The following is a 16,921-nucleotide window of genomic DNA, read 5'->3' on the forward strand; positions in this document are numbered from 1 at the left end:
TGATAGTTTTATTTAATATTTTAGTAAAAGATGGATATTATACCACAAAAAATAGACGACTACGTAGTAGAACATTCAGAAAATGAGCCTCAATTATTAAAACAACTTAATAGAGAAACTTGGCAAACCGTTTTGAACCCAAGAATGTTAAGTGGGGCATTTCAAGGTCGCGTATTGTCAATGTTATCAAAACTGACACAACCCAAGTCAATTTTAGAAATCGGTACATATACAGGTTATTCAGCGTTATGCTTGGCAGAAGGCCTTTCACAAGATGGTATTTTACATACCATAGATCATAATGAAGAACTGGCTTCTCTACAAGAAAAATATTTTAATAAGTCTTTATATAAACATCAAATAAAACAATACATTGGAAATGCAATAGATATCATTCCAACAATTAATGAGAAATTTGATTTGGTATTTATTGATGCTGATAAAAGCAACTACATCAATTATTATAACTTAGTAATTGACAAAATGAATAAAGGTGGCATAATTTTGTCAGATAATGTCTTATGGAGTGGTAAGGTGGTTGAGAAATTAAACCCTAAAGACCAAGATACAAAAGCATTGCTTACCTATAACAAACTACTTAAAGAAGATCTTAGAATTGAGACCGTTTTATTACCTATTAGAGATGGCCTAACTATAAGTAGAATAAAATAACAATTCTTTAACTAAAGATTGACACTTTATTAACTTGTAATCTGGTCAAGTATGTATAACTTTAGAGTACTTCTAATTACTCTAACTATGAACACACAAGCACTACCTTCAAAAAAAGCCAGTTTTCAACAATGGCACAAAGAAACCATTAGATGGGTGAAAGAATTTGATTTATATATTTATGAATTAAATGAATTAAAAAAACGCGTGGATTCTAAAAAAGTTAAAGACCACATCGATGTTCAAGTACAAAAAAATATAGTTTTAATCACTAAAACTACTCAAGACAGGTTATTGAAAGATGTACTAGATGGATTGCAAAAACACAAAGCACATTTTACTAATTTATTGCAGTCTGAAAATCAAATGGAGATTCAAAATTATAAAGAAGCACATCTTTCTTTAACCAAAAGAATTAGACAACTTCGAGGAAAATTAGGATCTTTAAAAACGCGTATCTCTGATTTTTTAAATTCAGAATCTAGAATTCAACGACATGGATACAGCTACTAAAGTACCAATATTAATAAGCTTATACTTTTTTTAAAAAGTATAAGCTTATTTTGTAAAACAAGAGCCCAATAGTAATACCTAATAACATACCCATAAAGATATCAATGGGAAAATGAACACCAATGTATATTCTACTGTACGCAAATAACAGTGGCCAAACTAGCAGTAAAAAGGGATATTTATAGTACTTTCTTAACGTTATTATCATAAAAGTAGTTACCGCAAAAGATGTTGTTGAGTGACCTGAGACGAAACTATAACCTCTCGGTTTCTTTAAAATTCTAATAAGCTCATTAACTGTGGGGTCATTATTAGGTCGTAACCTAGCTACATTATTTTTTATAAGATTTACAAACTGATCAGAAAATGTCACTAATGCTGCTACGACTAAGACAAGTATAAGTCCCTTTTTCCAGCCATAGGCTTTAAAAATAAAATAGAACAGTAGTAAAAATAAAGGAATCCAACTGAATTGGTTGGTAATAAACATCCAAAAAGAATCCCAGGGCTCAGAACCCCAATTGTTTAGATATACAATTAATTCTTTATCGTATTCAAGAATTTGGTCTAATAAATCCAAATTATAAGTTGCGTTTTATAGGTCCAGTTACGTCGTCTATATTATCCTTAATATTATCCTTAATAGATTTCATATCATTCTTAAGACCCTTAGCTAAATTGGTATCTATACCTTGTTTTTCAGCCGTTTCAGTAATCTCTCTTTTAATATCATTGGTAGCGTCTTTTAACTGACGCATGCCTTTCCCTAATCCTTGGGCAATACCCGGAATTTTATCGGCACCAAAAAGCATCAATACAATAACGACCACTACAAAAATTTCGCCCCCACTTATAAATAAAAAATACATAATTTTAATTTATTAATACAAAGATAATAGAAATTAGCAGAATAGTTAATCTAATTCTCTTTTAGCTGTACGAATTTTAATTACGTCTATTAATCGTTTCAATTTTTCCAGTTCTTCAACACTATTAAATCCTGAAATTTCAAGCACACCATGCGGTATGGCTCCATGAACTATCGGAGTCATATACAAAACATTATTAATTATTATGGCCAATGGTTTACCAATATTATTTTCAGTTAAAATTAAAAACTGGTCTTTACCAGTTCCATCAAGCTCAATAGTTAACGATGGCCTTCCGCTAATATCAAAAGAATTCTTTACTTTTTTAAACCTATGAATTCCTACAAAACCACTGGTATCAACTTTAAACGTTTTTGTACTATCACTTTTTAAAATAAACTCTTTTCCAAGAGTTGAAGTTTGGTAAATACCATTAAACCTTACAACTTTAGAACCATTGTTATTTTCTTGAGCATAAGAGTTAAAACACAAAAGGAAGAAAATGACATTCAATATGATTATTTTAAGTCTCATAAAATTATATTAGCAAGTTCAAAGATAGCGGAATTTCCAACGCCCAAATTATAATATTTATATTAGCATACTTATCCAAAATCAAGTAAATATGAATTTCAGAAAAGCAACGAAAAATGACGTTCCATTCATTGTAAAGATGATTGCTAGTGATACCCTTGGAAAGTTAAGAGAGGATTATAAAGAACCTCTTCCTGAGAAATATTTCAACGCTTTTAAAGCTATTAATGAAGATCCAAATCAGGAATTAATTGTTGTTGAAACTAATACTACTGAAATTATTGGCACTTTACAAATGAGTTTTATTCAGTACTTAACCTATCAAGGTGGCGTTAGAGCACAAATTGAAGCTGTACGAATAAGAGAAGATTTTAGAGGTAAGGGTGTTGGAAAACTTGTATTTGATTGGGCAATTGAAAGAGCCAAGCAACGGAATGCTCATTTACTGCAACTTACAACAGATAAAAAACGACCAGATGCTATAAAATTTTATAAAAAGCTAGGGTTTGTAAATAGCCATGAGGGCATGAAATTCCATTTGTAATCCACATATTAAGAAAAGTAGTTGCGTAAAGCTAATTTCATTCAGCACCGTTCTTATTTGAATCTAGCCTGTATTTATCTAATTCGTTATGTATTTTATCTTTCCATTTGTTCAGTACTTGTGCCTTGAAAAATATTTCTGATTCTGATAAAATCTCAGAACCAATTATAAGAACAGTTTCAAATAGCATCTGGTTAACAAGAATTTTTGCTTTTAAACTAACTGTATTACTTAAATCTTTTATTTCTTGAATTGACATTGAAGCATTAATTTGTTCCAGTAAATGGCAACGATAGAGCTCATAAATATCAAAAGCTAAGTTGATACGATCTATATCAGGTGCATATCTAGTCGCTAAGAAAAATGAAGATTCTCTATCAAATAAAGTTTTAAGGGTGTATATGAATTTATCATCACTATTTTCAAAGAAATTTAAAGCATAAGAAAAATTTAAATTAACTCCAGGTCCATTTGCTAAATCACCAAATGTAAGTTTTCTTTCATTACTCCACAATAAGGATGATCTTGTTATGTAGACTGCTGCCTTTAATGGTATTTCACTTTCAATATAACTATGTAAATAATTTCTTTCTTTAAAGAAATCTACAATTTCAATATTTTCCTCACTCTTAGGATAAGGATAGTTTTCATTCCATATTTTATTAGAAATTGGTAAAGCTAAAAGCTTTTCATAATCATTTGTGAATTTAATTGTATTGGTGAAATAAGGCTTAGTAAACTGATCATCATAATCATATAAATAAAGTATAGCCGTAGTTTTTATATTTTTCTTAGTCTTTCCAGAATGATATCCAGAATAATAATTAAGATCAAACTCAATATTAAAATATTGAATTCTATTAAAATCAATAGGATTAAATATTACATTAAGATTTAATTTATTGATAGAAGATGAGTCGTTTTTAACGATTGGCATTAATTTAAACCGATTTGGATGCTCAATGAAAATTTCAATTTTTTTAAGAATTAATTCCTCTTTTTGAAAAAGTAATTCGCCAGAAAAAACTTCTTTATTTTCATCTTTAGGTAAAAATGAAATTGCTACATCATGATCATTGCCCTTTGTTATAAGCTTTAAATTATAATATTTTTTTATTTCAGAAAGTGACATATTCCCAGGGTATTGAGGTAACATATGGTTTATATTTCCAAATAAACTAAAATTTCGAAGTAGGTAAACATAATTCAAACTGTAAAAAGGAAATAATTTATTTTGTCCGAACCTACCTGTTTTTAAATCTAATCGAGAAATACCCTTAGATAATTGTTGGCTACTATTGTATAACCCATCGAAATGTTCTAATGGAACATCTCCCGTTTTAGAGCTTAAATTAAAATAAGCCTTATTATTAATTACATCATTTTTACGACGATACTTTTTGATTAATTTATAAAGTAATTTATAAAGATCCTCTTTGCTTGCATTGAGTACAACTTCCTTTAGATTTGTTGAAGATTCTTCTAGGTAAAGTATACTATTTAAACTAAAAAAGTCTTTAGAAACCTTTTTTGATTGGTAACCAAGATATCTAATTTCAAGTAATTCAATATCTCTATTTGTACTTATTTGAAATTTCCCATCCTCATTACATGTTGCATATACCCCTGTATTCGTAAATATTACTACTGCATATGGCAACGGAGTCTTAGTCACTTTGTCAAAAACATAGCCTTCTATAGTAGTGGTAGTAGTTTGACCTGAACAAAATATAGAAGAAATTGTTAAAATAAGAACCAACAAAGACTTAGTTATTATAGAAATTTTCATTCGAAAATATAATTTTTAAAAACGTAATAATGTCCTATTTTTTAATCAACATTCGCTTAATCTCATTCAATTTCATTAAGGCTTCAATCGGTGTTAACGTATCAATATTTGTAGCTAATATCTCTTCTTTTATATCTTCCAACAGAGGATCGTCTAACTGAAAAAAGCTAAGTTGTACATCTTCTTCGGTTGCTTGTTTGAGCTTGTCTTTAATTTCATCTGAAGAGTGACTCGCTTCCAACTTTTTCAGCATTTTATTGGCTCTGTGAATTACCGAAGCTGGCATACCTGCTAATTTAGCTACATGTATTCCGAAACTATGTTCACTACCACCTGGCACCAATTTTCTAAGAAAAATAACATTGTCTTTCAATTCTTTTATAGAAACATTGAAGTTTTTGACCCGATCAAAAGTTTCGGTCATGTCATTTAATTCATGATAATGTGTGGCAAATAATGTTTTAGCCTTTGAAGGATGTTCATGTAAATATTCAGCAATTGCCCAGGCAATTGAAATTCCGTCATACGTACTTGTTCCACGACCAATTTCATCTAATAATACCAAACTACGTTCAGATATATTATTTAAAATATTAGCAGTTTCGTTCATTTCTACCATAAAAGTAGATTCTCCCATAGATATATTATCACTTGCCCCTACTCTAGTAAATATTTTATCAACCACACCAATTCTGGCTTGTTGTGCAGGCACATAACTACCCATCTGTGCCAACAAAACAATTAAAGCGGTTTGACGTAAAATAGCTGACTTACCACTCATATTAGGACCCGTAATCATAATAATTTGCTGCTGACCTCTATTCAGTACTACATCATTAGCAATATATTCTTCGCCAATAGGTAATTGTTTTTCTATTACAGGATGGCGGCCATTTTTGATCTCTAAATCAGTACTTTCATCCAATTGCGGACGCACATAATTATGGTCTTTTGCCGTTTGCGTAAATGAGCATAAGCAATCTAATTTAGCCACCCGTTGAGCATTTTCTTGAACTTGCAAAATATGCACCGTCATAAACTTTAATAAATCAGCAAAAATTTGCTGCTCTAACACTGCAATTTTTTCTTCAGCTCCTAAAATTTTGGTTTCGTATTCTTTTAGCTCTTCAGTAATATAACGTTCGGCATTTACTAACGTTTGCTTTCTAACCCACTCTTCAGGAACCTTGTCTCTATGAGAGTTTCTGACCTCGATATAATATCCAAATACATTATTAAAAGAAATTTTTAAACTAGGTATTTTGGTGCGTTCAGATTCTCGTGCTAGCATAGCATCCAAATAATCTTTAGCATTTGTAGAAATACCTCTTAAATCATCTAATTCTTTGGAGACATTATTCGCAATTGTGTTTCCTTTATTGATATTTACCGGAGCATTCTCATTTATAGTTATTGCTATTTTCTCAATTAAATCAGTACAATTATGTAGTTGTTTCCCTAATTGTTGCAATGACTTATTATCACTTTTTTCAGCATTTATTTTTATAGGTAAAATAGCTTTTAAAGAGTCTTTTAACAACACTACTTCTCGTGGATTTATCTTCCCCGTAGCTACTTTAGAAATCAGTCTTTCAATATCACTAATTTGCTTTATTTGATACGTAATTCCATTATAAAAATCATCATTATCAATCAGATATTTCACAATTTCGTGCCGTTGCTGAATTTGTTTCAAATTCTTTAGAGGCAATGCCAACCAGCGTTTTAGCAGTCTTCCACCCATTGGTGAAATAGTTCTGTCGATAACATCTAATAGTGTTACTGCTTCTGGTTGATTGGAATAATACAATTCTAAATTACGAACCGTAAAGCGATCCATCCAAACATAATGATCTTCTTCCACACGATGAATGGTAGAAATATGTTCTAATTTTTTATGTTGCGTTTCTGACAGGTAATATAAAATTGCACCCGCAGAAACAATACCGTGTTGTAAATCGTCAATACCAAAACCTTTAAGTGATTTTATCTTAAAATGTTCTGTGAGTTGTTCATTGGCATAATCTTCTTGAAAAATCCAATCATCTAAATAGAACGTATAATAACGCTCTCCAAAAGCTTCTTTAAACTTGTTTTTGAACTGCTTTTGGACTAAAACCTCACTTGGACCAAAATTCTGAAGCAGTTTATCAATATATTCTTCATTACCCTCTGCCACTAAAAATTCGCCTGTAGAAATATCTAAAAATGATATCCCCAACTTTCTTTTACCAAAATGAATGGCTGCTAAAAAGTTATTGGTTTTAGATTGTAATACCTCATCATTTAAAGCAACCCCAGGCGTTACTAATTCCGTTACCCCACGTTTTACAATGGTTTTAGTCATTTTAGGATCTTCCAACTGATCGCAAATAGCAACTCGCATTCCCGCTTTTACCAATTTGGGCAAATACGTATTTAAGGAATGATGTGGAAACCCTGCCAAGGCAGTTTCGCTTTCGCTACCTGCACCCCGTTTGGTTAAAACGATTCCTAATACACCAGCTGCTTTAACAGCATCTTCACCGAAAGTTTCGTAAAAATCGCCCACTCTAAATAATAACATCGCATCAGGATATTTTACCTTGATGGCATTATATTGCTTCATTAATGGGGTGACTTTTTTTGTTTTAGCCAAGATTCTGGAGATTAAATGATAAGACGCGAAGTTACATTTTTTTAGAGTGAGTTTAAAATGAAGCTGTATCAATTATTCACAATCGTCATATTTATTATTTACTTTTGGACAATTAATACGGGCAACTGAAAACAATAAACTGAAAATTGAACCATGAGGAAATTAAAAAACAGCGAGCTAGATCGATTAAACACCAACGAATTCAAAGAGGCCTCTAAGACACCATTAATTGTTATACTTGATAACATCAGGAGTTTAAATAATATTGGCTCGGTGTTTAGAACGTCTGATGCCTTTCTTGTTGAAAAAATTTACCTCTGCGGTATTACCGCACAACCACCACATAAAGATATTCATAAAACGGCTTTGGGAGCGACAGATACTGTTGATTGGGAGCATGCAGAAGATACGTTGACGCTTATTGAAAAATTAAAAAGCGAAAACGTTGAAATTGCATCTATTGAACAAGCCGAAAACAGTATTGAACTTCAAAATTTTACACCTGTAAAAGGAAAGAAATTAGCTGTAATTTTAGGTAACGAAGTTAAAGGCGTACAACAAACTGTTGTCTCCGCATCAGACTACTGTCTTGAAATTCCACAATATGGCACCAAACATTCCTTAAATATTTCGGTAACTTGTGGAGTCGTTTTATGGGATTTATTCAATAAAATAGAAAAGAGATCATAGTCATTATATATTTTCTTAAACCTCTTTTCTAAAATCTGTTACTATTTTATTTCCATTCAAAATCCCCGTTTTCAATAGACCAATCGTTTCCGAAAAAACCTGCACATTTTACAGCATCAATACCCTCATTGAGCACTTGACTATCAAAAAGTAGAACATCAGGAAAGGTTGTTCCATTCACCATATAATGATTGGCGTAAGTCGCTTTCATACCTTCATCTCCTGTGGCAGTAACTACACCAACACTTGCAGAATTACTATCTTTTCTTGCTGTAGTAAAGTACATTCCCCATTGGTTTCCTATCAGTTTTTTTCCTCCAAAATCAACTTCATTATTTTTAACTTGAATCGGACTGTCTTTTAACAGTAATTTCCACGCTACATTAGTGTCTTTATTCCCATAAATGATAACATTTCTATCAGCATATTTTTTTAAAGAAAAATCAGTGTCTTTTATCATTTCTACATTTCCGTTTGCACGATAATAAAAAGTTTCAGCATCAAAAAGAGCTTTGTGGTAATTCCATTCATTTTCAGAAGCATCTCCTTTTGTACCGTATACGAAAACCACATTATTTCTAAAAGCATCTTTAAACCCTCCATTTCTATGTGGTCCTTTTTCGCTTAAAGAAGGTACCATAGTTGTTTTCCAATTACCGTTCTCTTTTTTAAAGTAATTCTTATTTTTAGCAGTAATTTCTAATGCTTCACCATCAAGCGTTAGTGTATTTATTGTGTCAGATAATGTTGACAAATCAACTTCCAAAAGGGCAACATTATTAGTATTGATATTAAAATCCTTTTCCTTTGACATATCAAAAGAACTAACTTCAAATGGTTTTTCTTGTTGATAGATTGTTATAAAATTAGCCGTTGCAGAAACTCCTGGTGATCCTGTATAAAATTCTAACTTTTTCACATCTTCATCCTTTTTAATAGTCCGTTGTTTGAAAAAATCAAAAATTGGAGCCCAATCTACACTGTGATTTCCATACCAATGGGTACCATCAGGATATTCATAATACGTAAAATCATTATGAAATTTACCCAAACGCTCTCGCATTTGTCTTGCAATAATTGTTGGCACTACATTATCCTTTTCGCCATGTAATATGTAAACACCACTTTGTAAATAATTACGTTCCAATTTTAGAGTTCTACTTGGAGTACCCGCTCTTTCTATAATATTTTCTAAAGGCGTATTTATAGATTGTAACTTCATACGCTCTACAGTTTTTGGTGATAGTCCAACACGCTCCAATTGTTCAGGTGTCATTTCTAACATTCGTTTTGTAAAACCATCACGATAGGCCAATAAATCAGGATAACCTGCACATGGAGCAATAGCAGCAAATTTATCAGGATAGGTCGCTCCTAAATACCAAGTACCATGTCCACCCATTGAATGACCCGTTAAATAAATTTTACTGTCATCTGGATTATAAATAGTTGTTGCATCTGCTAAAACTTCCAAAGCATCTAATCTCCCCCAATCTTCCCAGGCAAAGCCAAATGGACGACGATTAGTAGGGGCTACTAAATTTCCCCAATCTTTTTGTTGATACGCGTTCGCCTGATTTACGGCTTCCACAGACGCACCATGTACCGATAAAAATAACGCCTGTGAAGCGTCTCTAGTTGTGGATGGAGCCACACTATAATATTGCACACTACCATCTATTTTACTGATAAAGGTCTTTTTATGATGTTTGTATTTTGATTTTATTTGAAGTTTAACTGCTTGTTGATCAAGGGCAAGACCTTTACTATTTTTCAACTGCAATTGCATTTCAATGCCTTCTTTGGAAACCTCAAGTGGTGACGAAGCAAAAGTAAAGGGCACTTTCTGCACTGATAATGGCGGAATAGTAGTAATACTAGTTTCTAAGTTCTTTTGACCCAATTTGGCATCAATGGTTGCTTTTTTTATCCAATTTTCAGTAGCATTTATAACCCTAATAGCTCCTTTATATTCCATATCCTCTTCAGACTGAACATCAGGTAACGTCATATCTCTTGTCGTAAATTGCACCCCGGTACTAGGAGTTATTAACCTTGCCCTTATTCTTGGAAAACGCCCCACTTTCAACACAAAAACATTCTCTCCTTTTTTTAATTTTATAGGGATAAGGCTATAACCAAAATCATAATGGTCACCTTCATGCGGAAAACCATTAACTAAAGCCAATGAATGACCAGAAGCTTCAAAAAGTACTATTTTTTCAGCATTCGATCTATAAGATAAATACACATAAGACGATCGTAAACTACGATCAGAAAAACTACTTGAACTATCAACTTTAATTGCTTTCCACTGTAACTGTTCGCCTAGATAATCAATATCAAAAGCAGCCTCTTTTTTAGCTCTATACTCGGTATTACTTAGAAACCGTTCAAAAACAGGATCATTAGGAAAAGAGGAAGATTCGAACCCAAAACGTGGCATTTGTAGTGCCAATCCTGTTTTAAAAACATGTAACACCTTGCCTTCGCTAACTTCATTGACTTTTTCTTTACCAAAGTACTCCACTATGTTACCCGTTTTTTGGGCGTTAGAAATACTTAATGTAAAAGCTAAAACTAATGTAACAACCAATTTTATTTGTGTAAATATTTTCATTTATTCTAGAATTAAATTTAACACCTCGAAATTATTAATAATTATAATTTTGCCGTAATTTTTTAGACCAAGAGCAAGTTCTCTATGTCGAAAGAATATTTTACTATATCTACTCTAAATAATCTCAGAAATTCTTTAAACCCAATAGTAAATCATTAAATTTGCACTTCAATTTTTTTACAATGTATAGAAGTCATAATTGTGGTGAATTAACATCATCAAATATTAATAATGAAGTTACCCTTTCTGGATGGGTTCAAAAAGTACGTGATAAAGGATTTATGATTTGGGTAGATTTACGTGATAGATATGGAATTACCCAACTTATTTTTGATGAAGAACGTACTTCAAAAGCAATTTTAGATCAAGCTCAAAAATTAGGGCGAGAATTTGTAATCCAAGTAAAAGGGAACGTAATTGAACGAGCTTCTAAAAATCCAAATATTCCAACAGGTGAAATTGAAATACTAGTTTCTGAATTAACGGTGCTAAATGAAGCATTATTACCTCCATTTACTATTGAAGACAAAACGGATGGTGGTGAAGAATTGAGAATGAAATATCGCTACTTAGATATTCGAAGAAATCCTGTAAAAGAAAAATTAATTTTTCGTGCTAAAGTGGCTCATGAAGTTAGAAATTACTTATCAAAACAAGATTTTATTGAGGTAGAAACTCCCTATTTAATAAAATCGACACCAGAAGGTGCACGTGATTTTGTTGTGCCTTCTAGAATGAATGAAGGTCAATTTTATGCTTTACCTCAAAGTCCACAAACCTTTAAGCAATTATTAATGGTAGGTGGCTTAGATAAGTATTTCCAGATTGTAAAATGCTTTCGCGATGAAGATTTACGTGCAGATAGACAGCCTGAATTTACACAGATTGACTGTGAAATGGCTTTTGTTGAACAAGAAGACATTTTAAACGCTTTTGAAGGACTAACTCGTCATTTATTAAAAGAAATTAATAATGTTGATGTAGAAAAATTTCCTAGAATGACGTTTGATGATGCCATGAAAAAATATGGTAACGACAAACCTGATATCCGTTTTGGAATGGAGTTTGGTGAACTGAATGAAGTGGCTCAACATAAAGAATTTAACGTTTTTAATCAAGCAGAATTAGTAGTTGCCATTGCAGTACCTGGAGGAAATAGTTACACGAGAAAAGAAATTGATAAACTAACAGACTGGGTTAAACGCCCACAAGTTGGTGCATTAGGAATGGTATATGTACGCTGTAATGAAGATGGCACTTTTAAATCATCTGTTGACAAATTTTACGACCAAGATGATTTGGCCAAATGGGCGGAAGTTACTGGAGCGAAAGCTGGCGATTTAATTTGTGTACTATCAGGACAAACAAACAAGGTAAGAGCACAACTGAGTGCTTTACGAATGGAATTGGCTGAGCGTTTAGGCTTGCGTAACCCAAAACAATTTGCACCATTATGGGTAGTTGATTTTCCTTTATTAGAATGGGATGAAGAAACAAAACGTTTCCATGCTATGCACCACCCGTTTACATCACCAAAACCTGAAGATATTAAATTGTTAGATTCTGATCCTGCAAAAGTTAGAGCTAATGCTTACGATTTGGTTTTAAATGGTAATGAAATTGGAGGTGGATCTATAAGAATACATGATAAAACAACACAATCTTTAATGTTTGACCATTTAGGGTTTACCAAAGAGGAAGCAAAAGCTCAGTTTGGTTTCTTAATGAATGCTTTTGAATATGGTGCACCACCACATGGTGGTATTGCCTTTGGCTTAGACAGACTGGTTGCTATTTTAGGCGGACAAGAAACCATTCGTGATTTTATTGCGTTCCCTAAAAATAACTCAGGTAGAGATGTAATGATTGATGCTCCGGCACCAATTGATGAATCTCAATTAAAAGAGCTTAATTTGAAATTAAGATAGCTCTATCATAAACTAAAAAATGTCAAGCCCATTAAAAATAGTATTACGTAAATTCTTAATTTGGAGATACAAACACATCCCCGAAAAACAGTTTATATATATACTAAGTGCAGTCATTGGTTTATTGGCAGGTCTCGTTGCCGTAACCATTAAGAATTTAGTACATTTAATTCAGAATTTACTAGAAGGACAGTTTATAAAAGATTTACATCAGGCCTTTTATTTTATATTTCCATTAATTGGCTTACTACTTGTTCTAATTATAAAAAGAAAGCTAATTAAAAAAAAGATAGGGCATGGAATTCCATCCACCCTATTTGCAATTTCAAAACAAAAAGGGTTGATGCCAAGCCATCAAATGTGGGCCTCTTTAATTTTGGCTCCATTAACGGTTGGTTTTGGTGGTTCTGTGGGTTTAGAAGGCCCAACAGTAGCAACTTCTGCCGCTATAGGCTCTAATACAGCAAGATTATTTCATTTAAATCAAACAACAAGAACATTGTTAATTGGAGCTGCTGCTGCTGGAGCTATGGCTTCAATATTTAAAGCTCCTATTACCGCCATTGTATTTGCTGTAGAAATATTTAGTTTAGAATTAACTATGGCATCTATGATACCGCTCTTGATAGCTTCAATTTGTGCGGTATTAACTTCTTATTTCTTTTTTGGAAATGATGTATTGTTACATTTTACTTTACAAGAATCTTTTAGTTTTAAGGATGTATTATTCTATATATTATTAGGTGTAATCTCTGCATCGGTTTCTGTTTATTTTAGTAAAATTTATTTCAGACTGAATACTTTTTTTAGATCGATAACCAATTTGTATAAGAGATTAATAGTTGGTGGAGTTTTATTAGGAGTTATCATTTATTTTGTACCTCCACTTTTTGGTGAAGGCTATGAAACCATCAACAACATTCTAAGAGGAGACATAGATCCTGTTTTAGTTAATAATATATTTCATACAGCCACAGATAGTACGTGGATTATCATAACACTGCTAATTGGTTTGGTTATTTTTAAGGTGGTTGCCACTTCTTTCACTTTTGGAGCTGGTGGAGTGGGCGGTATTTTTGGTCCAACACTTTTTACAGGTAGCGTTACGGGTTATGTATTTGCCCTTATAATCAATCATACTAATTTGTTTGTACACCAGTTATCATTAACTAATTTTGCTATGGTCGGTATGGCTGGATTAATGGCTGGTATTTTGCACGCCCCATTGACAGCGATTTTCTTAATTGCAGAAATCACTGGTGGATACGAATTATTTGTACCATTAATGATTGTTTCGTCTATATCTTATATTATTGCTAAAAAATATGTTCCACATAATATTTACCATAAACAATTGGCAGAAAGAGGTCAATTAATTACGCACGATAAAGATAAAAATGTTTTAATGATGTTAGATTTGGATAAAATTATTGAAACAAATTTTATTCTTCTTTATCCTCAAATGACGTTAAGAGAAGTAGTAACTAAAGCCGTTGCGAAGTCATCGAGAAATCACTTTCCTGTTGTAGATGAAGACAATCAGTTCTTAGGAATTTTAACCTTAAACGATATTAGAAGTATCATGTTTGATAGTAAACTATATGACACCGTTACCGTTGAGAGTTTAATGCGTAGTGCTCCAGATATTATCTATTATGAAAAGCATACTACAGAAGATATTTTAAATAAATTTAAATCTTCAGGTGCTTGGAATTTAGTGGTTATCAAAGAAGGTAAATACTTTGGCTTTATTTCTAAATCAAGATTATTGACTGCTTATAGACAGACTTTAATAAATGTAACTTCAATATAAAAAATAATCCCTTTGAGTAAATGATCTACTTAAAGGGATTTAATTATTATAATAAAAAGGAATTAAATTAATTCTTTACCAAAGGTTTTTCAGTCCTAATTTTTAGATCGGCAGCTATATTTAAAGCTTCTTCTATATAAATATCTTTACTTAAGTTCTTGTGCCAAACCTCACGTTTCTTAGCCAAAAGAGAATCTTGTTTAAACAACTCTAATTCATAGGGCAGTGAAGTAAAACTCAGGTTATTTTTATATTCATAAAGACTTTTAAATCGATTACCTTCCTCTTCTCTATTTTTTAAATCTTCATTATATTTTTTATAACTCAAATAAACTTTAGTATCGTCTTGACCTTCTTTTAACCATTTTGCATTACTATCAATCAATTTAAACTGTTCATTTTCAGCAACACGTTTTTTACTATTATTTATTACATCATCAAAATTTGAATAGCCATTCCATACTTTATAGTCGGCACTTGCAATTTTATCCCATTTCAATGAGGTTGCTTCATCTCTTTCTCCAATTTTTAAATATGCATATCTATCTGGTAAAGCAACATCAGAAACCACACCTTTAAGCTGTGTAGAGCCTCCATTTATTCTATAAAATTTTTGAATAGTCAATTTTAAAGCTCCTAAATCTTTAGGATAATCAAAGTATCTGTTAAGTGCCATATAATTTTGTACAGTACCTTTTCCATAACTTTGCTTACTACCAATAATTACTGCTCTATTATAATCTTGCATTGCAGCTGCAAAAATTTCTGAAGCAGATGCTGATAATTCATTTACAATAATTACCAATGGTTTATTCCATTGAATTTTATAATCTTCATCCGAACGAATTTTTGGTTCGCCGTCTTTATATTTTACTTGAACAATAGGTCCTTCTTCAATAAATAACCCTGCAATATCAATTGCTGTATCTAAAGAGCCACCGCCATTATTCCGTAAATCAATTACTAAAGCTTCAACATTCTCTTTATTTAATCTTTCTACCTCAAGTGCCATATCTGTAGCTGAGTTTCTAAAATTTCTTTCGCTAAAATCTATATAGAATTTTGGCAAATCAATAACTCCAAGTTTTCTATTGCCCATTTCTACAACACTCGTTTTGGCAAAAGTTTCTTCAAGTTCAATAACATCTCTTATTATAGGGATAATCTTAACGGAACCATCCAGCTTTTTAACAGTAAGCCTCACTTCAGTACCTTTTTTACCCTTAATAAATTCTATTGCATCATCTAAACGCATTCCAACAATATCTAATGGCTCGCCATCAGCTTGTGCTACTTTAGTAATTATATCACCAACTTCTAAATTTCCATCTCTCCAAGCGGGTCCTCCAGAAACAAGTTCATCGACACGGGTATACTCACCTTTTCGTTGCAATCTAGCACCAATCCCTTCAATTTTACCTGACATTTCACTATCAAATTTCTTTTTGGTTCTAGGAGCAAAATAGGTTGTATGCGGGTCAAATTCTGTAGAAATACTATTAATAAAAATAGAATACCAATCTTCATCATCCTCTTCATCTTTATATTCAAAAAACTCTTCCATGCTTTTCAACGTAGCTTCTCTAGCCTCAACTTCTAGCTCCTCAAAAGTTTTTACTTCAGTTTTAGGATCTTCTTTTTGCTTATCTTCTTGTGCTTCAATTTTACTGTGTAAACGAGATAACGTTGTTAACTTAAATTGCTTTTGCCAATTGATAATTAATTCTACCTCATTTTTTGGAAAAGCTTTATTTTCATAATCAACATCAAAAACTTCATCCTTGTTAAAGTCAAACGGATGTTTTAAAATTTCCTTATAAAACCCTTTTGCTTCTTGAACGCGTTGTAAATATTTTGAAGTTACAATCCGATAAAAGGATAGGTCTTCTTTTTTTATTTGATCATCTAACTGAAGTTTATATTTTTCAAATATTTTAAGGTCTTCTTGCGTAAAAAATCGCTTTGCAGGATCTAACCCTTCAATAAAGTTATTATAAACAGCAGTTGAAAATTCATCATTTATTTCATGTGGCTGATAATGACCTTGCGTTAATGCCGATCTTATCAGTCCCAACAATATTTTTTCTTTTTCAGGATCTGGGTTTTGCTTCATATTAAAGCTTAACAATACGCCAGCCAATAAAATTATTGGGAGTATAATTTTATAATTCGATTTCATAAAGTTTATTATTTTTTTCATTCAGTATATTCAACTAATCTACTAAAATAGTGCCAATAATTTAATTTTTAAAGGATTTAACAGATTTTTTGCATTTGATCTTTCTCGATTTAGAGTCAAACTACTTCAAAA

Annotated in this window: 13 protein-coding genes; 6 read left to right on the top strand and 7 right to left on the bottom strand. The window is 31.9% G+C overall.

Going from position 1 to position 16,921, the window contains the following annotated elements; all coding sequences use genetic code 11:
• The first annotated feature begins 30 nt into the window (after positions 1–30).
• Positions 31–672: an O-methyltransferase gene (locus D3P13_RS03780; protein WP_117879946.1), complete on the top strand. Its 642-nt coding sequence runs from the start codon at positions 31–33 to the stop codon at positions 670–672.
• Between the two features lie 87 nt (positions 673–759).
• Positions 760–1,185 (top strand): hypothetical protein, encoded by a 426-nt coding sequence (locus tag D3P13_RS03785; RefSeq protein WP_117879947.1) that lies wholly within the window; start codon positions 760–762, stop codon positions 1,183–1,185.
• Positions 1,186–1,204: 19 nt separating this feature from the next.
• Here D3P13_RS03785 and D3P13_RS03790 read toward each other — a convergent pair whose 3' ends face one another.
• From D3P13_RS03790 to D3P13_RS03800, 3 genes are read right to left on the bottom strand one after another with little or no spacing between them, the layout of a single operon-like run.
• Positions 1,205–1,765, bottom strand: a complete 561-nt coding sequence (locus D3P13_RS03790) for a phosphatase PAP2 family protein (protein ID WP_232829124.1) — start codon at positions 1,763–1,765, stop codon at positions 1,205–1,207.
• A gap of 1 nt (position 1,766) precedes the next feature.
• Positions 1,767–2,054 carry a Sec-independent protein translocase subunit TatA/TatB gene (locus tag D3P13_RS03795; RefSeq protein ID WP_117879948.1) on the bottom strand — a complete coding sequence of 96 codons (288 nt, stop codon included), beginning with the start codon at positions 2,052–2,054 and terminating at the stop codon, positions 1,767–1,769.
• Between the two features lie 45 nt (positions 2,055–2,099).
• Positions 2,100–2,588 (bottom strand): SecDF P1 head subdomain-containing protein, encoded by a 489-nt coding sequence (locus tag D3P13_RS03800; protein ID WP_117879949.1) that lies wholly within the window; start codon positions 2,586–2,588, stop codon positions 2,100–2,102.
• Between the two features lie 91 nt (positions 2,589–2,679).
• On the opposite strand from D3P13_RS03800, the gene D3P13_RS03805 reads away from it, so the two are divergent.
• On the top strand, positions 2,680–3,132 hold the full coding sequence (locus D3P13_RS03805; protein ID WP_117879950.1) for a GNAT family N-acetyltransferase: 453 nt from the start codon (positions 2,680–2,682) through the stop codon (positions 3,130–3,132).
• A gap of 37 nt (positions 3,133–3,169) precedes the next feature.
• Here D3P13_RS03805 and D3P13_RS03810 read toward each other — a convergent pair whose 3' ends face one another.
• Both D3P13_RS03810 and mutS read right to left on the bottom strand, forming a co-directional pair.
• Positions 3,170–4,921: a carboxypeptidase-like regulatory domain-containing protein gene (locus D3P13_RS03810; protein ID WP_117879951.1), complete on the bottom strand. Its 1,752-nt coding sequence runs from the start codon at positions 4,919–4,921 to the stop codon at positions 3,170–3,172.
• A gap of 34 nt (positions 4,922–4,955) precedes the next feature.
• The gene (gene mutS / locus D3P13_RS03815; RefSeq protein ID WP_198679950.1) at positions 4,956–7,529 is read right to left on the bottom strand and encodes a DNA mismatch repair protein MutS; all 2,574 of its coding nucleotides are present in this window, start codon (positions 7,527–7,529) and stop codon (positions 4,956–4,958) included.
• Positions 7,530–7,712: 183 nt separating this feature from the next.
• Here mutS and D3P13_RS03820 point away from each other — a divergent pair, with 183 nt between their 5' ends.
• Positions 7,713–8,249 (top strand): RNA methyltransferase, encoded by a 537-nt coding sequence (locus D3P13_RS03820; RefSeq protein ID WP_117879953.1) that lies wholly within the window; start codon positions 7,713–7,715, stop codon positions 8,247–8,249.
• 46 nt (positions 8,250–8,295) lie between these two features.
• Here the strand turns inward: D3P13_RS03820 and D3P13_RS03825 are convergent, their stop codons facing one another.
• Positions 8,296–10,869, bottom strand: a complete 2,574-nt coding sequence (locus D3P13_RS03825) for a carboxylesterase family protein (RefSeq protein WP_117879954.1) — start codon at positions 10,867–10,869, stop codon at positions 8,296–8,298.
• 182 nt (positions 10,870–11,051) lie between these two features.
• Between D3P13_RS03825 and aspS the strand changes: the two genes are divergently transcribed.
• Positions 11,052–12,797, top strand: a complete 1,746-nt coding sequence (gene aspS / locus D3P13_RS03830; RefSeq protein ID WP_117879955.1) for an aspartate--tRNA ligase — start codon at positions 11,052–11,054, stop codon at positions 12,795–12,797.
• Between the two features lie 19 nt (positions 12,798–12,816).
• Positions 12,817–14,610 carry a chloride channel protein gene (locus tag D3P13_RS03835; protein ID WP_117879956.1) on the top strand — a complete coding sequence of 598 codons (1,794 nt, stop codon included), beginning with the start codon at positions 12,817–12,819 and terminating at the stop codon, positions 14,608–14,610.
• A gap of 67 nt (positions 14,611–14,677) precedes the next feature.
• Here D3P13_RS03835 and D3P13_RS03840 read toward each other — a convergent pair whose 3' ends face one another.
• A complete protein-coding gene (locus D3P13_RS03840; RefSeq protein WP_232829125.1) occupies positions 14,678–16,810 on the bottom strand; it encodes a carboxy terminal-processing peptidase in 2,133 nt (710 codons plus the stop codon).
• Positions 16,811–16,921: the final 111 nt, after the last annotated feature.

Source organism: Aureibaculum luteum, assembly GCF_003449015.1.
Lineage (GTDB): Bacteria > Bacteroidota > Bacteroidia > Flavobacteriales > Flavobacteriaceae > Aureibaculum > Aureibaculum luteum.